A 20,239-nucleotide genomic window follows, 5' to 3' on the forward strand; every position below is an offset into this window, starting at 1 on the left:
CATGTACGTCGTTGAATTACAGTTTGAGTGTTTTGATAACACCACGATAAATGCCGTCGACAAAGCCATCAATGGCCTGATGGACGCACTACGTTATAACGGTCAGGTTTTAGGGAGAGAGTTTCCCATCGTGATGGGCGAGGGGGAATTCTTTGTACGTGTGGTATGTCCGGAAGAAGAGAGTTTGCATCCTAGGAATCATTCGGGATTTGTTAAAACGTGTTTATCTCGGTTAAGTGATGCGGCGCTGTTAACACCGAAGATGCGATTGCTCGGCCGCGATATGAACTCAGAACAAGCGGCTGAAGCACAAGCGCCTAGTTGGCAGATTCTGTATACCACCTATGTGCACACTTGTTCGCCGTTACGCAGTGGTGATTCCTTACTGCCGATCCCTTTGTATCGCAACCCGCCGACCTTTAATGGTGACCACAAAGCGGTCATTAAGTGGCAAACAGAATGGCAAGCCTGTGATGAATTGCAAATGGCGGGAGGCTGCCGAGCAGAGCACGCAGCGCTGCATGAAATCTGTGATGCGGACAGTGTACTCTTTCGTCGTGGCTGGGATTTACGTGGACGAATCGAATATCTAACGCAGATTCCTACCTACTACTACCAGTATCGAGTCGGAGGCAGTAGTTTGGTGGACGAACAAGCGCGACCTTGCCCGAAATGCGGAAGCGCTTGGCGTCTGGATGAACCATTGCATGATATCTTTCATTTTAAGTGTGAGAGTTGCCGAATCGTGTCCAACATCTCTTGGGATCACTTGAAGTAAATCGTAAGCAACAAAAAAGGCCCCTAGGGGCCTTTTTTATCTCTGCTGAAATCTGCGTAGAGATTACCAGCCTTTAACCGCACCGCCGTTAAAGATGTCTGATGCTGCTTGGTAAACATCTTCAGTTTGGTAAGCTTTCACAAAGTTCTTCACGTTTTCATTATTAACGTTGTCTTCACGAGCAACGATAAGGTTTACGTATGGTGACTCTTTATCTTCAACAAACACACCGTCTTTCTCTGGGGTTAGGTTGATAGAACTTGCGTAAGTGGTATTAATGATAGACAAAGTTACATCGTCTAAAGAGCGCGGAAGCTGTGCAGCATCCAACTCAACAATTGAGATATTCTTTGGATTTTCGACGATATCGCGTACGGTTGCTTGTAAGCCCGCGTCATCACGCAGTGTGATTAGACCTTGTTGTTCTAGTAACAGCAATGAACGGCCTAGGTTGGTTGGATCATTTGGCACGGCAATACGTGCACCGTCTTGAATCTCGTCAACCGATTTTACTTGCTTAGAGTAGCCCGCGATTGGGTACACAAAGCTGTTACCTGCGACAGCCAATTTGTAACCACGGTCGGCGATTTGCTGGTCAAGGTAAGGCTTATGTTGGAAAGCGTTGACGTCGACAGAGCCGTCGTCTAGTGCTGCGTTTGGTGTTACATAGTCAGTAAAAGTCACCAACTCAACGTCAAGGTCGTATTTCTCTTTAGCAACTTTTGCTGCAACTTCGGCAACTTGTGCTTCTGCACCCGCCATGACACCGACTTTGATTTTGCTGTTGTCTTGGGCATCGTCGCCACAGCCTGTAAGGACTAACGCAGATGCAGTAGCAGCAATGGCTAGCAAACCCTTGAGTGAAAATTTCATGACTATCTCCTGTTAAACTTTAAATAAAATATATTGTTGTTATATAGCTTTGATTATCGATGATCGACACGGCGAACAATGGCATCACCGATAGATTGAATAATTTGAACCAGTACGATAAGCATGACTACGGTCACGGCCATAATCACGACATCGTAGCGATGGAAACCATAGCGTATCGCCACGTCGCCAAGGCCACCGCCTCCGACCGTCCCCGCCATTGCGGAATAGCTGACTAAGGTAACAAGTGTGATGGTTACGCTATTAATAATGGTCGGCATCGCTTCTGGCAGCAATACTTTGCGAATAATTTGCATGGGAGTCGCTCCCATAGATTGTGCTGCTTCCACCAAGCCCGTAGGCACTTCTAGCAGTGCACCTTCAATCAAGCGGGCAACAAACGGGATGGCGCCGATGGTGAGGGGAACAATGGCCGCCGTGGTGCCAATAAACGTGCCAACCAACATTTTGGTGACTGGAATGATGGCAACCATTAGCACTAAGAAAGGCACGGAGCGGCCAATGTTAACAATGGCACCAAGCACGTTATTGAGTTTTGAGTTTTCCAACAAACCGCCTTTCTTGGTGGTGTGAAGAATAACACCGAGAGGAATCCCTAACGCAAAGCCCACGAGGCCAGAAACGGCGACCATATATAGGGTTTCCCAAGTTGCAGTAAGAAGCAGCTTAGAGTTCAAATCCATCCATGTTGCAATGTCATTAAAGGACATAACCTAATACCTCTACTTTTACGTTATGTTCATCTAGGAAAACCAGAGCGCTATTGCCGTCTTGTTCTGCACCATACAGCTCTGCCACCATCATGCCGAACTTAACGCCGCCAGCGTAATCAAGGTCAGAACTCAGAATACTGACGTCGATATTGAATTTGCGCGCTATCTGCGACATAAGCGGTGCATCTACTGTGGCACCAGTAAATTCTAAGCGAACCAGCGGATGACTCCCTTCAACAGGTTGTTGATGCAGGCGAGCTTGGTAGTCTTCAGGTATTGAAAGGTCCAAGGTTGAACGAATGAATTCATGCGCCAAAGCCGTTTTAGGATGAGCGAAGATTTCACCGACGGTGCCTTTTTCCACCAACTCACCATCACCGATGATCGCGACTTCATGACAGATGCTCTTTACGACATCCATTTCATGCGTGATCAGCAAAATAGTGATGTGCAGCTTGCGGTTGATCTCTTTTAGTAGTTCCAAAATGGAGTGGGTTGTTGCCGGGTCAAGCGCGCTGGTCGCCTCATCACACAACAATACTTTCGGATCAGATGCCAGTGCTCGCGCAATGGCCACACGTTGCTTCTGTCCGCCACTGAGGTTGGCTGGATAGGTATCGCGTTTATCAGCAAGACCAACAAGGGCTAACAGTTCTGCCACTTTGGTTTCAATGTGCGAACTCTCTTTACCGGCGAGCTCTAAGGGTAAAGCAACGTTTTCAAACACAGTGCGTGACGACAGCAAATTAAAATGCTGAAAGATCATCCCGATGTTACGACGAGCTTCACTCAACTCACGTTTTGATAGTGTTGTCAGGTTCACACCATCGACGATAATATCGCCAGTGGTTGGCGCCTCTAGCATGTTCACACAGCGGATCAGTGTACTCTTCCCTGCACCTGATGAACCGATGACACCGAAAATCGTTCCTTGAGTGATTTTCAAGTTGATGTCTCGTAATGCGTGAATTTCTTTGTGGCCTTGGTAAAAGACTTTGTTTACTTGATTAATTTCAATCATTTAACAACCTGTTCATTCGTTGTACAGGGAATTCAGTAGAATATTTTGAGCTAAATCTCATTTGTTAGCAGATGCTAGGGGTTTCAAGGATTCAAGTCAATAGATATTTTGACGTCTAGACGGCTAAATGCAGCAGAATGCACTGTCTTTTCGGAATTAGATAGTGATGAAAGAAATAAAGCGTGCAATAATTCCTAACAACCATTTTGAGTTAAGAAAGAGAAGTAAGTTTTGGCTAAACCAGCAGTGTTTTTAGACCGTGACGGCGTGATTAATGTTGACCACGGATACGTCCATGATGAACACGACTTCGAATTTATCGAAGGGGTATTTGAGGCGTGTAAACAGCTTAAGCAAATGGGCTATCAGTTGGTGTTAGTCACCAATCAGTCAGGAATTGCGCGCGGTAAGTTTAGCGAAGATCGTTTCTTGTCATTAACCCAATGGATGGACTGGAACTTCGTTGATAATGGCGTTGAGTTCGATGGTATCTACTACTGCCCGCATCATCCTGAATTTGGTCAAGGCAAATATAAAGAAGAGTGTGATTGCCGAAAACCTAAACCAGGCATGTTCATTTCGGCTCGGGATTTTTTGAAAATCGATATGGCCAACTCAGTGATGGTTGGGGACAAAGCAGAAGACCTTATGGCGGCAGCATCGGCAGACGTTGGTACGAAAATTTTGGTCAAAACCGGTAAACCCATAACCGAGCAAGGAGAAGCACTGGCCGATGCGGTGTTAAACAGTTTGGCTGACGTGCCCGGTTATCTCAGCAAATAGCATTATACTTAAAGGTCGCAAAGCGGCCTTTTTTATTGCTAACGGCTAAGGAGTGGGAATGAGAAAACAATCTTCTTTAGTAATTGGGTTACTGGTGTCTTTTTACTTAACGGCCTGCAGCTCTTTCGAGCAGCATACTTATGATGCTCCACTGATTTATCGATGTGAATCAGGTGAACGCTTCTCGGTAGGCTATGCGCCGGATGGTCATATCGCTGAATTAGGGTTATCAGAGAAAGTCTATCCGTTAAAACGTATTCGCTCGGGCTCAGGGGCTCGCTACATCTTAGCCAATGATACGCCGGATACCTATCACCCGATCATGCTCTTTACCAAAGGGAATGAAGCGCGTTTGGAATTTAAAGGCACAATCTTTAAAAACTGCGCTGTAGATAATTAGAATTTAATGCGGTAAAAAGCCAGTCTTTGTAAGGCAAGGACTGGCTTAGTTCGGTAGTTTTACGCGGGCTGGGAATGAATCAGCTGACGACGAGTGATTGCTCTGGAGCCGGGTGAGGCAGCGCCTTAAGGTCGGAACGGAAGTTTTTCTGCCAAGCGTGAATATCATTCTTACGCAGAATGGCCATCATTTTTTGCCAGCGATCTACACGTTCGTCTTGTGGCATTTGTATCGCTTCGGCCAAGCGTTTAGCGACCGTTTCAGTATCGTATGGATTAACGATAACCGCATCGGTTAACTCTGCCGCAGCGCCCGCGGTTTCTGATAGAACCAGAACGCCTGGATCTTCGGGATCTTGCGAAGCCACATATTCTTTGGCGACAAGATTCATCCCATCGCGTAATGGCGTCACAAAGCCGACATGAGCCAAGTTATATAAAGCGAGAATAGTACGGCGACGAAAACCGCGGTTTATATATCTTAGAGGTGTCCAGTCGAAGTCTGCGTAAGTACCGTTAACGTGGCCTGCGACTTGGTCAATACGCTGAGCTAATTCTGAGTACGCTTTTACATCACCACGAGACGTTGGTGCAACCTGCATACATACGATTTTGCGATGCATTTCAGCGTGGTTTTTTAGCAATTGTTCATAGGACTGAATGCGGCGGAAAATACCTTTACTGTAATCGAGCCTATCGACGCCCATAATTAACTTGCGTTCGCCAAGCTCCTCTTCCAGCTGTTGGTACTCTTTGGAATTTTTACCGACTTGAACTAAGCGTGACATCTCATCGGCTTCAATGCCAATGGGATAAACTCCGGTTTGCACATTGTGGCCTTTGCAATCAACCAGACCAGAAGGTGGCACTGTACCGCCGAGCCCATAGCGAATCGATTCATGGAAATTGTGTTCATCGATTTTGGTATGAAAACCCACTAAATCGTAATGAAGCAGTTCATTGAGCATCTGCTTGTAGTCAGGCAGTGCTCTTAACAGGTCATAAGATGGGAATGGGGTATGTAGGAAAAAACCAATTGGGCATTTTACGCCAGCTTCGCGTAGCATTTGCGCCATTGGAATTAACTGATAGTCATGAATCCAAATTGTGTCATCCGGTTTTAAATAAGGCAGTAACTGATTGACGTATTTGCGGTTCACTCCTAGATAGCCCATACGATAGTTATGACGATACGCCATCAAATCCGGCCGTTGGTGAAACAGTGGCCAAAGGACGCTATTGGCATAGCCTAGATAAAAATTGTTGTATTCGTTTTGTCGTAAACCAATAGTGACAAAATCAATATTGTTGCGTCGCTCTTCACGAACTTCTGTGGTTGGGCGGTTTTCAATTCTTCCGTTCCAGCCGAACCACAATCCTCCTGCTTCTGCCATAGCAGCAAGCACTCCAACAGCTAGGCCGCCCTGCGACCCACTGTTTAGAGAATCGGGCCTCGCGACCCGATTGGATACCACGACTAATCGACTCATAGTTCATCCTCCCAACGTTGACTCAAAATACGTGCACAATTAATGATGCCGACCATACTGTAGGTTTGCGGGAAGTTACCCCACAATTCACCTGTGTTCGGCTCTAAATCTTCAGATAACAATCCAACGTGGTTACGGCGCTCAAGTAAGTCTTCAAATAACTCTCGGGCTTCTTCGACGCGACCAATCGCTGCCAGTGCTTCGATGTACCAGAAGGAGCAAATGGTGAAGGCATTTTCTGGCGCGCCAAAATCGTCTTCAATCACATAGCGGAAAATATATTTACTGCCTTGCGGACGCAGCTGATCTTCGATTGATTCCACTGTACCGACAAAGCGCGGATCGTCACCTTTGACATAGCCTAATGAGCAAGCAAGTAGCAAGCTTGCATCCATAGTGTCACCGCCCCACGTTGCGGTGTAGCTATTTAACTCAGTATTAAAGGCGTGTTGGTCGATATCCTGACGGATTTGGTCCGCATGACGTTGCCAATATTCTTGACGGCCATGAAGTTGCAGGGACTTGGCGATTTTGGCTAAGCGGTCTGCTGCGGCCCAGCACATCATGCTGGAGAACGTATGAATATGTTGACTACCGCGCAGCTCCCACAAGCCGGCATCTGGCTGATTGTAGTACTTCACGGCTTTCTCTCCCACGGTCTCTAGCAGTGGGAATAAGCGTTTATCGTCGGGTTTGCGAATGCGTTCATCAAAAAACATTTGAGTCGCAGAGAGTACAATCGCACCATAGACATCATGCTGAATTTGGTCCGCCGCTTGGTTACCAAAACGCACAGGACCCATGCCTCGATAACCATCAAGCTTGGTGATAATGCGCTCTTCCATTTCTTTATCACCATTGATGCAAAATACCGGCTGTAGGTATTCATCATCAACGGTTGCCGCAAGGTTGACCAAGTAATGAAGGTATTGCTCCATAGTCCCGGTGACACCAAGGCGATTCAAGGCATGAACGGTGAAGTAACTGTCGCGTAGCCAGCAGAAGCGGTAGTCCCAGTTACGTTCGGTGTCTTTAGCTTCGGGAATAGAGGTGGTCATTGCCGCGACAATAGCGCCGGTATCTTCAAAAGCACTGAGTTTAAGAGTGATTGCCGAGCGAATAACCGCATCTTGCCACTCATAAGGAATGGCGAGGTTACACACCCAATCTCGCCAGCTTGTCTCGGTTTCATGCAAAAAGCGCTGGGTTAGCTGTTGAATCGGCTCTTCAATGCTGTCGTTGGAGCCAAAAATAAGATGTGATTTACGGTCGAGTATAAACCACTTTTCATCAAGAATGCTGGTCACGGAAATATCGGTCGTGAGACGAAGCGATTGGGTCGCACCATTGAATTTGATGTGATTACTGCCTTCAAGACGTTGATATGCGGTGTCTTGCTCGTTATCCGCTGGGCGAATACGTACGCGAATTTTGGGTGAGCCAATGGGCTCAAGAATGCGCATAATCGTGACTGGTCTATGGGTACGGCCGTATTGCCAAAGGCGCGGAGCAAAGTCAGTGATCACCACGCCATTACCGCTTTGATCGTAGAGGGTGGTTTTTAGAATCGCCGTATTTTTTTGGTATTGTTGCTCGCTGTGACTAAATCCATCAACGTCAATACCATAAGTACCGTTTAAATCTTCTTTATTTCCGCTTTTCAGCAATGAAGCGAATACGGGGTCGCTGTCAAAACGAGGCATGCAGCACCAGACGATTTCCCCCATTTTGTTGACGAGCGCACTAATTCTACAGTTACCGATCAGTGCTAGTTCTAGGTTATTGTCGTGCATAGTCTTCCTCGCTGGTTAAATTCTTAAGAAAATATTCAAGGACGTGTTGCGGTGAGGACAGGTGATAGTCAGCACAGCTGTCTCCATCGCCAATTTTGACCGAAATACCATTGTGCTGCTTGACCCAAGCAAAAGCATGTTCGTCAGTGACATCATCGCCAAAGTACCAAGGGATACGTCCAGCAAAAGGGGATGATTGGCTAAACTGAGCGAGCGCTGAGGCTTTATCAATGCCTCGCGGCTTGAGTTCGCGAATAAATTTGCCTGTTTGAATTTCGAGCTGCGTCGCGCTGCCGATTAGCGTGCTCAAAAAGTTTTCAACCTGACGTTCCATGTCGGGGTGACTCCGATAATGTATCGCTATCGATAGCGGTTTCTGTTCCAGCAAAAGTCCATGCTGTTGGCAAAACTGTTGACACTGTTGAACCAGTGCGTCGGGCACTGCAGACACCTGTGGATGGTGTTGAATGGATTGGGTTGACTCCCAACGATATTGCATTCCATGACTACCGCTGACGGCGATGTCTGGAAGTGCTAACAACTGATCGATCGATTCAATGCTGCGCCCACTAACAAGTGCTAGTGCATGTTGAGTGTGCTCATTTAACTGTAGCAGCATTTTTCGTAAAGAGTCGCTGACGATCACAGCATCAGGAGTGGGTTGTAGGTCGACAAGTGTACCGTCAAAATCCAAAAATATTGCAGCCTTATTAAAATCTAGATCCGGCAATTTATTTTGCATGTAAAGACTCTCTTATCTAAGCGTTATATTTAACCTAACGCGTCTAAAAAAATAAAACAAGTACATTGATACAAGGGCTTATATTAATATTGGGACATTTTATATAATTAAAAGTTTAACTTTTATAAAGTGTTTTTTTTAATGCTAAATGGTGAGTAAGACGAGTCATATCAATGGTTAACAGGGTTTTGTTTTTTCTTTTCCGGTTGTTAACTTAATTAAATAATTTCAACTAGGTGAGTGTAATAATTACATGCTCAGTATGTAATTATTTTATTATTTAAATTGGAATGCGGAGGTTATTTATTTTTTATTATTCCTAATCGCTTATTATTTTATATATTTGTTTTTTTAAGTTTTAAATTAATATTGGGTTAGAGAGAATTTAAAGTAAATAATGGTATTATTATTTCTTAAATATCAGTTGGTTACTGATGTTATTTGTTGTTGTTTTTGTCTGGTTTTTAGCCAGTTTTTATCTGAGAAGATGATTCAATTGTAATAGAGATAGGATCAAGGAAAGTACGCAAAAATTATTATTTTTGGTTGATTTTTGCTCAATGAAATACATGAAGAGCAAAGGAAGAACGTGGAGTAAGATGGAAAGAACCTATAAAAAAGACCCGCTTAAAAAAGCGGGTCTTTTCAAGATGGTGGAGGGGGACGGATTCGAACCATCGAAGGCGGAGCCGGCAGATTTACAGTCTGCTCCCTTTGGCCACTCGGGAACCCCTCCGGAGTTTTTCCTATCTAAAATAGGCTTAATCGACGTTTTCCCAACACAGTCAATTAAGGTTTTCTCTACTGAGAAGAAGATGGTGGAGGGGGACGGATTCGAACCATCGAAGGCGGAGCCGGCAGATTTACAGTCTGCTCCCTTTGGCCACTCGGGAACCCCTCCAGGGTTTTTCCTATCTAAAATAGGCTCAACCAACGTTTTCCCAACACATTGGCTAAGTGCGGAGCGCATCATAACAAACTCGGCAACGCTGTAAAGAGTTTTTGTAGAAATTAGAGCCGAATGCTGCCTTTTTCGTCAAAGCGGACGATTGTAGTCCAATTGATGTAGAGTAATGAGAAGTTACTTACACTTTTGCTGGTTGTATTTACACTCCTTGACGTTTAAAACCGTGTTATCTCGCTACACTAACATCAGTTTTTAACTCGCAGATCCATCATAATGAAAACAAAAACGACAATAACGACTTTACTTACATTGGCGCTCTCTACTTTAAGCTTCTCTACTGCGGCTGCAAACCGTGCAATTTCGGTGATTACCGAGATGGTTGAAATGCACGAAGTTTCCCAAGCATTAACGTTAGTGGGTAAATTGGACGCTGAGCAATCGGTCGTGATTTCACCTGAAGTGACCGGGAAAATCGACCGTATCGCAATTAAAGAAAATCAGTTGGTGACCAAAAATCAACTGCTGATTCAGCTGGATGAAGACAAAATTCGCGCGGCACGAGCAGAAGCCCAAGCGTACTTACATGATGAGCAGCGAAAGCTGCGTGAATTTGAACGTTTGGTGAAACGCAACGCAATCACTCAAACGGAAATTGACGCTCAAAAGGCGAGCGTTGAGATTGCTCAAGCAAGACTTGCTGCATCTGACGCCAATTTGGCCGACCTTAATATTCGAGCACCGTTTGCTGGGCGCATTGGCTTCATCGATTTTAGCCGCGGCAAAATGGTCAGTAGCGGAGAAGCGTTGTTGACGTTAGATGACCTGTCTGTGATGCAACTGGATCTGCAAGTCCCAGAGCGTTATCTCAATTTGATCAAAGAACAAATGGCGGTTACCGCCCGCACGAGCGCGTGGGGTGACCGCACGTTTTATGGGCATGTTGTTGGCGTCGATACCCGCATTAACGCGGAAACGCTAAATTTACGCGTACGTATCCATTTTGATAATCAAGATGAAGCTTTAAAACCAGGAATGCTGCTGTCGGCCACCTTGGCTTTTCCTGCGCTAGAGGCGGCGATTATTCCTGTCCAAGCTTTAGAGTATTCAGGTACCAAACGTTATGTTTATGTGGTGGATGAGAACAATATTGCACACCGCCGAGAGGTGGTTCTTGGCGCGCGAGTGGAAAACCAAGTGGTCATTGAAAAAGGCGTGACAATTGGTGAAAAGCTGGTTGTGCAAGGCATTGTTAATATGCGCGATGGCGCAGCTGTTGTTGAAGTGGGTAAGGATGGACGCCCGGTTTCGCAAGAGGATAATCAGTAATGTTGTTGTCTGATGTTTCTGTTAAACGGCCAATTGCCGCCATCGTTTTAAGTTTGCTGCTGTGTGTTTTTGGTTTTGTCTCGTTTTCCAAGTTGGCAGTACGTGAAATGCCGGATATCGAAAGCCCGGTTGTTTCGGTATCTACTCGTTATGAAGGCGCGTCCGCCACCATCATTGAAAGCCAAATCACGTCGGTACTGGAAGATCAATTGTCTGGCATCAGCGGCATTGATGAAATTTCCTCGACTACGCGTAATGGCAGTTCACGAATAACCATTACCTTTGACTTAGGCTACGACTTAACGGTTGGAGTGAGCGATGTGCGAGATGCGGTTGCTCGAGCTCAGCGTTCGTTACCTGAAGAGGCAGATGACCCGATTGTGTTCAAAAATAACGGTTCTGGCGAAGCGTCGGTGTATATCAACCTGAGCTCATCGCTAATGGACCGAACGCAACTGACGGATTACGCTGAGCGCGTGTTGTTGGATAGATTCAGCCTGATTTCGGGCGTCAGTTCGGTGGATATTTCTGGTGGCTTGTACAAAGTCATGTACGTAAAATTAAAGCCCGAATTAATGGCAGGTCGTGGTGTGACCACCAGTGATATCACCACTGCTTTGCGTCAAGAAAACTTAGAAAGCCCTGGTGGAGAAGTGCGTAATGATCAGATTGTTATGTCCGTACGCACGGCTCGTAGCTATAAAACACCAGAAGATTTTCAGTATCTCGTGGTAAAACGTGCCAGTGATAACTCACCGATTTATCTCAAAGATATCGCGGATGTTTATATCGGTGCTGAAAACGAGAGTTCGACGTTTAAAAGTGATGGCGTGGTAAATGTGAGCATGGGGGTCATTCCTCAATCGGATGCCAACCCTTTGGATGTGGCCAAAGCCGTGCATGCCGAGGTCGATAGAGCTCAGCGCTTTCTGCCCGAAGGAACGCGTTTAGCGATTGACTATGATTCGACGGTGTTTATCGAGCGTTCCATCTCTGAAGTCTACAGCACCCTATTTATCACGGGCGGTTTGGTGATTTTGGTGCTGTATATTTTTATCGGTCAAGCACGTGCGACCTTAATTCCAGCCGTCACGGTACCTGTGTCTCTGATTTCTTCATTTATCGCGGCCTATTATTTTGGCTTTTCTATCAACTTGATTACCTTGATGGCGCTGATCTTATCCATCGGACTGGTCGTCGATGATGCGATTGTGGTGGTTGAAAATATTTTCCATCACATTGAACGGGGCGAAAAGCCACTGCTTGCTGCCTATAAAGGCGCTCGTGAAGTTGGCTTTGCTGTGATAGCGACAACATTGGTGCTCGTGATGGTGTTCCTACCAATATCCTTTATGGATGGCATGGTTGGATTACTGTTCACCGAGTTCTCGGTGTTACTGGCGATGTCGGTGATTTTCTCTTCTCTCATTGCGCTCACGTTGACGCCAGTTTTAGGCAGCAAAATCCTGAGTGCCAATGTCAAACCGAATCGGTTTAATCGTGTGGTTGATGATCTATTTTCTCGCTTAGAAACGGGCTATCGTCGTGTGCTTGGTTATGCTCTGCGCTGGAAATGGGCGGCACCGGTGATTATTTTGGCCTGTATTGCGGGCAGTTTTGGCTTGCTGAAGTTGGTGCCGGCTCAGCTGACTCCGTCAGAAGACCGAGGGGTTATCTTTGCCTTTGTACGTGGTGCAGATGCGACCAGTTATAATCGTATGTCTGCCAATATGGATTTAGTCGAAGAGCGACTGTTGCCATTACTCGGCCAAGGTTTCTTAAAGTCATTTAGCATTCAATCTCCGGCGTTTGGAGGTAATGCGGGTGATCAAACGGGGTTCGTGATCATGATTTTGGATGATTGGAACGAACGTGATATTACCGCGCAAAATGCCCTAGGCGAAGTTCGTAAGGCGCTCGCTGGGATTCCGGATGTTCGTGTGTTTCCGTTTATGCCCGGGTTTCGTGGGGGATCGAGTGAACCTGTGCAGTTTGTGATTGGAGGGTCGGACTATCAAGAGTTACAAAGTTTAGCCGAGATACTCAAACAACGTGCGGAAGACTCCCCTTTGATGGAAGGGGCGGACATTAATTATTCTGAGAAGACACCAGAGCTGGTGGTTACTGTGGATAAACAGCGCGCTGCAGAGCTGGGAGTCAGTGTCGCCGATATCTCCAACACCTTAGAGGTGATGCTCGGTGGGAAAAAAGAAACCACGTTTGTTGAACGTGGTGAAGAGTATGACGTTTATCTGCGTGGTGATGAAAACAGCTTCAATAATGCTGCCGATCTGAGTCAAATATACATGCGTACCCAGCGAGGTGAGTTGGTGACGTTGGATGCATTAACTCGAATTGATGAAGTGGCGTCTGCGATTCGTCTTTCTCACTATAACAAACAGAAAGCGATTACGGTCACTGCCAATTTGTCGCAAGGTGCGACGTTAGGGGCGGCGCTCGATTTTCTTGATCAGCAAGCGCTTGAGGTGTTGCCTGGCGATGTCAGTGTTAGCTATTCAGGGGAGTCGAAAGATTTTAAAGAGAATCAATCGAGTGTGCTGGTGGTTTTCGCTTTGGCTTTGTTGGTCGCTTATTTAGTGCTAGCGGCTCAGTTTGAAAGCTTCATTAACCCACTGGTGGTGATGTTTACCGTTCCGATGGGAGTATTTGGCGGCTTTCTTGGCATGTGGCTAATGGGTGAGGGGATGAACATCTACAGCCAAATTGGCATGATTATGTTAATTGGCATGGTCACCAAAAATGGCATTTTGATCGTTGAGTTTGCCAACCAACTTCGTGATCGTGGGATTGAGTTTGAAAAGTCGATAGTGGATGCAGCTGCGCGTCGATTGCGGCCAATTTTGATGACAGCCTTTACCACGTTAGCTGGCGCGATTCCATTAATTACCTCTCAAGGGGCTGGCTATGAAAGCCGAGTCGCGGTCGGGACCGTCATCTTCTTTGGAATGGGATTTGCGACGTTAGTTACCTTGTTTGTGATTCCTGCAATGTATCGCCTCATTTCCGCCTCGACGCGTTCTCCTGGTCATGTGGAAGCCGAGCTTAATCTTGAATTGAGTCATGATGTTAAAGCTCGTTCGACACATTAGCGGTATGCGTGTGTTTGGAGGACTAAAAAGCCCGCGTTTGCGGGCTTTTGCATTATGACATCGCCACTCTAACTGTAGGTAACGGTATAACGAGTTGGTTTATGATTCATGGCCAATACAATATTGAGCACCACTGCGCCAAGTACCGAGAGGGCGATAGTCAGAGAGGAAACAAAGAAAAATGACGCCACCAAAATCGCGCAGTCCAACACCATTTGTGATTTGCCGACTGAGAGGCCAAATTTATCTTGAAGGTAAAGACACAAGACATTAAACCCGCCAAGACTCGCACGGTGGCGAAATAGAATCAGCATACCTAGGCCCATCAACAAGCCTCCAATCACGGCGCAATATATCTCATTAATCATATCGACATGGATGACCAAGTCCGAATGATCGACCAGAACCGACACTAAGCCGCCTGCCACAGCACTATTGAGCGCAAAGGTGCCTCCAAATCGCCGCCAAGCCATTAAGTAAAATGGGCTATTAATTAAAAAGTACAAGCTGCCAAAAGAGAGTGGAACAAAATGGGTCGCGAGTAGGGCTAGACCTGTGGTTCCCCCAGTCAGTAAGCCCACAGATTTTAAAAAGAATACCCCTTGGGCAACAAGAAAGGTGCCCGTTGCAATGGCGATCCAATCTTCCTTTATTGAATGTTTTTCCATCAATTTTAATTTAAGTATGAGAAATATGACGAGCATACTAAGGAAAACCTCAGATTTTCGGTAGCTTGGAAGGGAAAATTAAGGTAAACCTATGTAATTATGATTTTACGCAGTGTAAAGGTCTAAGTTGACACTTCTGCTAATAGGGATATACCCAGCTTAATTGCTTTATACTGAACGTAAGTCATCATGAAAAAACTGCATGACAAAAAGTGAAATTTTCGCTTTATGACCTTAAGTATATTCTGTAGAATGCGCGCCATATTACGGTGACGAAAACGTTTGCTTTTGGTCGTTGAATGGTTTTTTCGCAATTTTCAGTAAAAATCTGAGTCAGGAGATACAGATGCTAAAGCGTGATATGAACATCGCAGATTATGATGCCGAGCTGTTTGCAGCAATCCAGGAAGAAACACTTCGCCAGGAAGAACACATTGAACTTATCGCTTCAGAAAACTACACCAGTCCACGTGTAATGGAAGCACAAGGCTCTCAGCTTACTAACAAGTACGCTGAAGGCTATCCAGGCAAGCGCTACTACGGTGGTTGTGAATACGTCGACAAAGCAGAAGCTCTCGCGATCGATCGCGCATGCCAACTGTTTGAATGTGAATACGCAAACGTGCAGCCTCACTCTGGTTCGCAGGCAAACAGTGCAGTGTATATGGCGCTACTTAACCCAGGCGACACGGTTTTAGGTATGAGCCTTGCGCACGGTGGCCACCTGACTCACGGTTCTCCAGTGAACTTCTCTGGTAAGCACTACAACGTTATTCCTTACGGTATTGATGCCCAAGGTCAAATCAATTACGACGAGATGGAAGCGCTTGCTCTAGAGCACAAACCAAAGATGATCATTGGTGGTTTCTCGGCTTATTCGCAAATCGTTGATTGGAAACGTATGCGTGACATTGCCGATAAGGTTGATGCTTACCTGTTTGTTGATATGGCGCACGTTGCTGGTCTAATTGCTGCGGGTGTTTACCCAACGCCACTGCCTCACGCACACGTTGTGACCACCACAACTCACAAAACATTAGCAGGCCCTCGTGGTGGTTTGATTTTGTCAAACGCTGGCGAAGACATGTATAAAAAACTGAACTCAGCGGTATTCCCTGGTGGCCAAGGTGGTCCTTTGATGCACGTGATTGCTGGTAAAGCCGTCGCGTTCAAAGAAGCGATGGAACCTGAATTCAAAGCCTATCAGGCTCGTGTTGTTGAAAATGCAAAAGCGATGGTTGCTCAATTCCAAGAGCGTGGCTACAAAATCGTCTCTAACAGCACAGAAAATCATTTGTTCCTAGTGGATTTGATCGACAAAGATATCACAGGTAAAGAGGCGGATGCGGCTCTTGGCGCGGCAAACATCACTGTGAACAAAAACTCAGTGCCTAATGACCCTCGCAGCCCGTTTGTGACATCTGGTATCCGTGTTGGTACGCCAGCGATTACTCGCCGTGGCTTTACCGTAGAAGATGCCAAGCAGCTAGCTAATTGGATGTGTGATGTTCTAGATAACATCAACAGTGAAGCGGTGATTGAAGAGACTAAGCAAAAAGTGCTTGAGATTTGTAAGCGTCTACCTGTTTACGCTTAACAGTAAAGGCTCGTATAAAAAAGCCCGCGATACTCGCGGGCTTTTTTGTGATTACTTATTAATGTTTAGTAAGGTGCCTGATTTGCACTTAAACGAGTAATACTTGCTGGTTTCATTAAACTTTCCTAACCCTTCGCCGTCACAGTAGTCAATGTTGATATCGCGCATTGTGGTTAAGGTGTCTTCACTGTCGAGTGCGAATTTAGCGCCGTCAGCACAGGCGATACGAATGCGGCCATCGTCGCTTACAGAATAGAGGTCAACTTCTGTGTTACACAGTTCAAATGAGGCTTCGCGGTAGTTATCTTGTGAAGTTGTGGATGAGCATCCAGCCACTGAGGCGGCGACAACCACCATAGCAAGTCCAAGCTTTTTCATAATAGTTCCTTGAAATGGCGTGAATTAGGTTTCTAGTCACGAGGTTTTAAATTAAGACTATCCACACTGTGCGACCTTTTCAAGATGAATACTAAAAAGGGTTAGTCGAATGACTAACCCTTTTCGAAGCTTGTGGCAGAGATCGAATTGGTTATTTGATCTCTACACCTTTTGCTTGAAGGTCAGCATGGTACGAAGAACGTACAAATGGCCCGCAGGCAGCGTGTGTGAAACCCAGTTCCAGAGCAATGTCTTTTAATTCATCAAACTCTGATGGCGGCACATAACGTTCTACCGGCAAGTGGTGACGGCTTGGCGCAAGGTATTGACCAAGGGTCAGCATGGTGACGCCATGTGCGCGTAAATCTTTCAGGACTTCGACGATCTCTTCTTTGGTTTCCCCAAGGCCCATCATCAAACCTGATTTAGTCGGGACATCAGGATGCTGCTGTTTAAATTTTTGTAGTAGTTGCAAAGACCACTTGTAGTTCGCGCCAGGACGCGCCTTACGGTAAAGGCGCGGTGCGGTTTCTAGGTTGTGGTTGAACACATCCGGTGGATTGTCTTTAAGTAAATCCAGTGCAACGTCCATACGCCCACGGAAATCTGGTACGAGTGTTTCGATACGGATCTCTGGGTTCAGCGCTCGAATCTCACGGTTGCAGTCTGCAAAGTGTTGAGCGCCGCCATCACGCAAATCATCACGGTCTACCGACGTAATCACCACGTATTTTAGCTTCATATCCTGGATTGTTTTGGCGAGCTTTTTCGGTTCATCGGCTTCTGGGGTCAACGGACGACCATGGGCAACATCACAGAAAGGGCAACGACGTGTACAGATAGCACCCAAAATCATAAATGTCGCCGTGCCATGGTTAAAACACTCTGCGAGGTTAGGGCACGATGCTTCTTCACAAACTGAATGCAAATTATTCTTGCGCATTGCAGACTTAATGTCTTGAATGCGTTGGCTATCCGCCGGCAATTTTATTTTCATCCAATCCGGTTTACGCAGGATTTCTTTTTGTTCGGTTGGCATGTTCTTAACAGGAATCAATGCCATTTTATCAGCGTCACGGTATTTAACGCCTTTTTCCATCTGGATAGGTTTGCTCATGCTTCTTTACCTGTGAAAGGTGCTTCTGTACTGAATTCTACGTGCTCGTACGCTAATCGTTCGACGAGGTGTTCAATGAGTTGCTGTTCAACGGTATCTATGTCGCTTGGCCCGCCGAGTTGGCTAACTTGCACCATCTCCATGCCTGAGTAGCCACATGGATTAATACGCAAGAACGGGGTCAAATCCATATTGACGTTCAGCGCCAAACCGTGAAACGAACAACCTTTGCGGATGCGCAGTCCCAGAGAGCAGATTTTTTTGCCATCAACATACACACCTGGTGCATCCGGCCTTGCGCTTGCTGTGATATCAAACGAACCAAGCGTGTTGATGACAAGATTTTCGATGTGCGTGACCAGATCACGCACGCCAAGTTTTTTGCGGCGAAGGTTAATCAAAAAATAGACAACCAATTGCCCGGGGCCGTGGTAAGTCACTTGACCGCCACGGTCACTTTGAACCACGGGGATATCGCCGGTATTGAGAAGATGTTCTGCTTTGCCTGCTTGACCCTGAGTAAACACGGGATTGTGTTCGACAAGCCATATCTCATCTAGGGTTTCGTCAGTGCGGTTGTCGGTAAAGTCATGCATGGCTTGCCATATCGGCAAGTAATCACATTGACCAAGCCTTTTGACGATCAGCTGGTTTTGCATGCGGGTATCCATCTTCAATCAACAAGTGGCTGCGATTATAAACGTCTTAGCCGTCATGAACTATACGTTGATAACACATTTTTAACCTTAGAAAGGTTAAAGGTTTTTTATCTTATTGATTATAAAAAGAAAGCAGCAAACGCTGCTTTCAAAAAAAATTTAACTTTTAAAAAAATTACAGAACCATGCGCACGATTTCAATGTCACCCAGCTCTTTATAAAGCACTTCGACTTGCTCAATTGAGGTGGCTTTAATGGTAACCGATACCGAGTGGTAGTTGCCTTTTGCACTAGGTTTGACTTGCGGGTTGTAATCACCTGGCGCGTGACGCTGAATAACTTCTAACACAAGATCTGGAAGCTCTGGTTTTGCGTAACCCATGACCTTGTAAGTAAAAGAACAAGGAAACTCAAGCAGGTCTTTCAATTTTGCGTCTGAGTTGATTGTTAGCATAGAGGAACTCCAGTTACGATTATTAAGTAAACGGGGCGAATAGTACTGTCTCTTGATGTGGAACTCAAGTTATGCGGCACTTTAACTGACGATCAAAAAAGGCCGCGAGAGCGGCCTTTGTTAGCAAACAATGTTCAAGCTTAGAACAAGCCTTTGAATAGTAGAACAATGTAGTCCCACAGACGGCTAAATAGGCTGCCTTGATGAACATCTTCAAGCGCCATCAATGGGTATTCTGCTACGTCTTCATCATTGAGTTGGTAGTAAAGTTTACCGACGACATCGCCTTTTTGGATTGGCGCTTCCAGTTCTTTTTCAAGTACAAAACTTGCTTTAAGGTTTTTCGCCTGACCGCGAGGCAGTGTTACGTAAGTATCTTTATCGACGCCTAAAGCAACAGTGTCTTTGTCACCCATCCATACTTTTTCGTCAACAAAAGTTTCGCCAGCTTTATGTGGCGCAACAGTTTCAAAGAAACGGAAGCCGTAGCTTAGTAGCTTCTTACTTTCTGACTTACGGGCATTGGAACTTTTGGTTCCCATCACAACGGAGACCAAACGCATCTGACCTTCAGTTGCTGAGCTTACTAGGCTGTAACCCGCCTTGCTGGTATGGCCGGTTTTAATGCCGTCAACGTTCATGCTTTTATCCCAAAGCAAACCATTACGGTTGTATTGGGTAATGCCGTTGTAAGTAAATTTCTTCTCAGCATAGAGAGCGTATTCGTCAGGAACATCACGAATAAGAGCAGAACCAAGCAGCGCCATATCATAAGGTGTTGAGTACAGCTCTGGGTTATCTAACCCGTGAACGTTGGCAAAATGAGTGTTGGTCATACCAATGCTTTCTGCCCATGCGTTCATCAAGTCGACAAATGCATCTTCAGAACCGGCAATGTGCTCTGCCATCGCGACACACGCGTCATTACCTGATTGGATAATGATACCGTGGTTAAGATCTTTGACTTTAACTGTGGTTCCGACTTCGATGAACATTTTTGATGATTCAGGGAAGTTTTTCGCCCAAGCGTTTTTACTGATCGTAACATCGTCTTCTTTGGAAATGTTACCTTGCTTAAGCTCTTGACCGATGACGTAACTGGTCATCATTTTGGTCAAGCTTGCTGGCGAAAGTTTGGTATCCATATTTTTTTCTGCCAGCACTTTGCCTGAATGGTAATCAAGCAAAACGTAGCCTTTAGCGGCGATTTGAGGCGCATCAGGAACAACAACAGGAGAAGCGAAAGTCGAAGTTGCAAACACTGCAGAAAACGCGACAGCTGATGTAACGAAAAAAGAGTTTAGTAGCGTTGTTTTTTTCATGATGATTATATTTTTGTTTAAACTGAATGTATCTTACCAGAAACCGAGTCCCAAACCACCCTAGGCATTTGCCTTAGCGTGTTTTTTC

General features: G+C 45.7%; 18 protein-coding genes and 2 tRNA genes. 6 read left to right on the top strand and 14 right to left on the bottom strand.

The window, feature by feature from the left end:
- The first annotated feature begins 1 nt into the window (after nucleotide 1).
- Nucleotides 2–778: a Zn-ribbon-containing protein gene (locus ACFFUV_RS00590; RefSeq protein WP_390188986.1), complete on the top strand. Its 777-nt coding sequence runs from the start codon at nucleotides 2–4 to the stop codon at nucleotides 776–778.
- 63 nt (nucleotides 779–841) lie between these two features.
- Here the strand turns inward: ACFFUV_RS00590 and ACFFUV_RS00595 are convergent, their stop codons facing one another.
- From ACFFUV_RS00595 to metN, 3 genes are read right to left on the bottom strand one after another with little or no spacing between them, the layout of a single operon-like run.
- Nucleotides 842–1,651 carry a MetQ/NlpA family lipoprotein gene (locus ACFFUV_RS00595; RefSeq protein ID WP_390188987.1) on the bottom strand — a complete coding sequence of 270 codons (810 nt, stop codon included), beginning with the start codon at nucleotides 1,649–1,651 and terminating at the stop codon, nucleotides 842–844.
- Between the two features lie 53 nt (nucleotides 1,652–1,704).
- Nucleotides 1,705–2,382, bottom strand: coding sequence for a methionine ABC transporter permease (locus ACFFUV_RS00600; protein WP_390188988.1), 678 nt, complete (start codon nucleotides 2,380–2,382; stop codon nucleotides 1,705–1,707).
- Entirely contained in the window at nucleotides 2,372–3,406 is a 1,035-nt protein-coding gene (gene metN, locus ACFFUV_RS00605; RefSeq protein WP_390188989.1) for a methionine ABC transporter ATP-binding protein MetN, read from the bottom strand. The genes ACFFUV_RS00600 and metN overlap by 11 nt, the downstream gene beginning before the upstream one ends.
- A gap of 231 nt (nucleotides 3,407–3,637) precedes the next feature.
- Between metN and gmhB the strand changes: the two genes are divergently transcribed.
- Together gmhB and ACFFUV_RS00615 are read left to right on the top strand one after the other, a co-directional pair.
- Nucleotides 3,638–4,189: a D-glycero-beta-D-manno-heptose 1,7-bisphosphate 7-phosphatase gene (gmhB, locus tag ACFFUV_RS00610; protein ID WP_390188990.1), complete on the top strand. Its 552-nt coding sequence runs from the start codon at nucleotides 3,638–3,640 to the stop codon at nucleotides 4,187–4,189.
- 58 nt (nucleotides 4,190–4,247) lie between these two features.
- Nucleotides 4,248–4,589 carry an MliC family protein gene (locus tag ACFFUV_RS00615; RefSeq protein WP_390188991.1) on the top strand — a complete coding sequence of 114 codons (342 nt, stop codon included), beginning with the start codon at nucleotides 4,248–4,250 and terminating at the stop codon, nucleotides 4,587–4,589.
- 79 nt (nucleotides 4,590–4,668) lie between these two features.
- On the opposite strand, the gene ACFFUV_RS00620 is transcribed toward ACFFUV_RS00615, so the two are convergent.
- The 5 genes from ACFFUV_RS00620 to ACFFUV_RS00640 form a co-directional block, all read right to left on the bottom strand.
- Nucleotides 4,669–6,078 (bottom strand): alpha,alpha-trehalose-phosphate synthase (UDP-forming), encoded by a 1,410-nt coding sequence (locus tag ACFFUV_RS00620; RefSeq protein ID WP_390188992.1) that lies wholly within the window; start codon nucleotides 6,076–6,078, stop codon nucleotides 4,669–4,671.
- Nucleotides 6,075–7,871, bottom strand: a complete 1,797-nt coding sequence (locus ACFFUV_RS00625) for a glycoside hydrolase family 15 protein (RefSeq protein ID WP_390188993.1) — start codon at nucleotides 7,869–7,871, stop codon at nucleotides 6,075–6,077. Before ACFFUV_RS00625 ends, ACFFUV_RS00620 begins: the two co-directional genes overlap by 4 nt.
- Nucleotides 7,858–8,613: a trehalose-phosphatase gene (gene otsB, locus ACFFUV_RS00630; protein WP_390188994.1), complete on the bottom strand. Its 756-nt coding sequence runs from the start codon at nucleotides 8,611–8,613 to the stop codon at nucleotides 7,858–7,860. The genes ACFFUV_RS00625 and otsB overlap by 14 nt, the downstream gene beginning before the upstream one ends.
- Before the next feature lie 651 nt (nucleotides 8,614–9,264).
- Nucleotides 9,265–9,349, bottom strand: a tRNA-Tyr gene (locus tag ACFFUV_RS00635).
- 80 nt (nucleotides 9,350–9,429) lie between these two features.
- Nucleotides 9,430–9,514 (bottom strand) — tRNA-Tyr (locus tag ACFFUV_RS00640).
- A 279-nt stretch (nucleotides 9,515–9,793) separates the two neighbouring features.
- Here ACFFUV_RS00640 and ACFFUV_RS00645 point away from each other — a divergent pair.
- Entirely contained in the window at nucleotides 9,794–10,846 is a 1,053-nt protein-coding gene (locus ACFFUV_RS00645; RefSeq protein WP_390188995.1) for an efflux RND transporter periplasmic adaptor subunit, read from the top strand.
- The gene (gene vexH / locus ACFFUV_RS00650; protein ID WP_390188996.1) at nucleotides 10,846–13,956 is read left to right on the top strand and encodes a vibriobactin export RND transporter permease subunit VexH; all 3,111 of its coding nucleotides are present in this window, start codon (nucleotides 10,846–10,848) and stop codon (nucleotides 13,954–13,956) included. Before ACFFUV_RS00645 ends, vexH begins: the two co-directional genes overlap by 1 nt.
- A 68-nt stretch (nucleotides 13,957–14,024) precedes the next feature.
- Here the strand turns inward: vexH and ACFFUV_RS00655 are convergent, their stop codons facing one another.
- On the bottom strand, nucleotides 14,025–14,624 hold the full coding sequence (locus ACFFUV_RS00655; protein WP_390188997.1) for a DUF6198 family protein: 600 nt from the start codon (nucleotides 14,622–14,624) through the stop codon (nucleotides 14,025–14,027).
- Nucleotides 14,625–14,970: 346 nt separating this feature from the next.
- Between ACFFUV_RS00655 and glyA the strand changes: the two genes are divergently transcribed.
- A complete protein-coding gene (gene glyA, locus ACFFUV_RS00660) occupies nucleotides 14,971–16,221 on the top strand; it encodes a serine hydroxymethyltransferase (RefSeq protein WP_390188998.1) in 1,251 nt (416 codons plus the stop codon).
- Nucleotides 16,222–16,272: 51 nt separating this feature from the next.
- On the opposite strand, the gene ACFFUV_RS00665 is transcribed toward glyA, so the two are convergent.
- The 5 genes from ACFFUV_RS00665 to ACFFUV_RS00685 form a co-directional block, all read right to left on the bottom strand.
- Entirely contained in the window at nucleotides 16,273–16,599 is a 327-nt protein-coding gene (locus ACFFUV_RS00665; protein ID WP_390188999.1) for a hypothetical protein, read from the bottom strand.
- Nucleotides 16,600–16,750: 151 nt separating this feature from the next.
- On the bottom strand, nucleotides 16,751–17,716 hold the full coding sequence (gene lipA, locus ACFFUV_RS00670) for a lipoyl synthase (RefSeq protein WP_390189000.1): 966 nt from the start codon (nucleotides 17,714–17,716) through the stop codon (nucleotides 16,751–16,753).
- Nucleotides 17,713–18,375: a lipoyl(octanoyl) transferase LipB gene (lipB, locus tag ACFFUV_RS00675; protein WP_390189001.1), complete on the bottom strand. Its 663-nt coding sequence runs from the start codon at nucleotides 18,373–18,375 to the stop codon at nucleotides 17,713–17,715. Before lipB ends, lipA begins: the two co-directional genes overlap by 4 nt.
- A gap of 175 nt (nucleotides 18,376–18,550) precedes the next feature.
- Nucleotides 18,551–18,829, bottom strand: a complete 279-nt coding sequence (gene ybeD / locus ACFFUV_RS00680; protein ID WP_390189002.1) for a DUF493 family protein YbeD — start codon at nucleotides 18,827–18,829, stop codon at nucleotides 18,551–18,553.
- Between the two features lie 140 nt (nucleotides 18,830–18,969).
- A complete protein-coding gene (locus ACFFUV_RS00685; RefSeq protein ID WP_390189003.1) occupies nucleotides 18,970–20,151 on the bottom strand; it encodes a serine hydrolase in 1,182 nt (393 codons plus the stop codon).
- Nucleotides 20,152–20,239: the final 88 nt, after the last annotated feature.

Origin of the sequence: Vibrio olivae (genome assembly GCF_042428525.1) — a bacterium.
Taxonomy (GTDB): domain Bacteria; phylum Pseudomonadota; class Gammaproteobacteria; order Enterobacterales; family Vibrionaceae; genus Vibrio; species Vibrio olivae.

What these genes read in the sequence shown, in the direction of transcription:
- ACFFUV_RS00590 (WP_390188986.1), top strand. Translation starts at nt 2, where the DNA reads ATGTACGTCGTTGAATTACAGTTTGAGTGTTTTGATAACACCACGATA.
- ACFFUV_RS00595 (WP_390188987.1), bottom strand. Translation starts at nt 1,651, where the DNA reads ATGAAATTTTCACTCAAGGGTTTGCTAGCCATTGCTGCTACTGCATCT.
- ACFFUV_RS00600 (WP_390188988.1), bottom strand. Translation starts at nt 2,382, where the DNA reads ATGTCCTTTAATGACATTGCAACATGGATGGATTTGAACTCTAAGCTG.
- metN (WP_390188989.1), bottom strand. Translation starts at nt 3,406, where the DNA reads ATGATTGAAATTAATCAAGTAAACAAAGTCTTTTACCAAGGCCACAAA.
- ACFFUV_RS00615 (WP_390188991.1), top strand. Translation starts at nt 4,248, where the DNA reads ATGAGAAAACAATCTTCTTTAGTAATTGGGTTACTGGTGTCTTTTTAC.
- ACFFUV_RS00620 (WP_390188992.1), bottom strand. Translation starts at nt 6,078, where the DNA reads ATGAGTCGATTAGTCGTGGTATCCAATCGGGTCGCGAGGCCCGATTCT.
- ACFFUV_RS00625 (WP_390188993.1), bottom strand. Translation starts at nt 7,871, where the DNA reads ATGCACGACAATAACCTAGAACTAGCACTGATCGGTAACTGTAGAATT.
- otsB (WP_390188994.1), bottom strand. Translation starts at nt 8,613, where the DNA reads ATGCAAAATAAATTGCCGGATCTAGATTTTAATAAGGCTGCAATATTT.
- ACFFUV_RS00645 (WP_390188995.1), top strand. Translation starts at nt 9,794, where the DNA reads ATGAAAACAAAAACGACAATAACGACTTTACTTACATTGGCGCTCTCT.
- vexH (WP_390188996.1), top strand. Translation starts at nt 10,846, where the DNA reads ATGTTGTTGTCTGATGTTTCTGTTAAACGGCCAATTGCCGCCATCGTT.
- ACFFUV_RS00655 (WP_390188997.1), bottom strand. Translation starts at nt 14,624, where the DNA reads ATGGAAAAACATTCAATAAAGGAAGATTGGATCGCCATTGCAACGGGC.
- glyA (WP_390188998.1), top strand. Translation starts at nt 14,971, where the DNA reads ATGCTAAAGCGTGATATGAACATCGCAGATTATGATGCCGAGCTGTTT.
- ACFFUV_RS00665 (WP_390188999.1), bottom strand. Translation starts at nt 16,599, where the DNA reads ATGAAAAAGCTTGGACTTGCTATGGTGGTTGTCGCCGCCTCAGTGGCT.
- lipA (WP_390189000.1), bottom strand. Translation starts at nt 17,716, where the DNA reads ATGAGCAAACCTATCCAGATGGAAAAAGGCGTTAAATACCGTGACGCT.
- lipB (WP_390189001.1), bottom strand. Translation starts at nt 18,375, where the DNA reads ATGCAAAACCAGCTGATCGTCAAAAGGCTTGGTCAATGTGATTACTTG.
- ybeD (WP_390189002.1), bottom strand. Translation starts at nt 18,829, where the DNA reads ATGCTAACAATCAACTCAGACGCAAAATTGAAAGACCTGCTTGAGTTT.
- ACFFUV_RS00685 (WP_390189003.1), bottom strand. Translation starts at nt 20,151, where the DNA reads ATGAAAAAAACAACGCTACTAAACTCTTTTTTCGTTACATCAGCTGTC.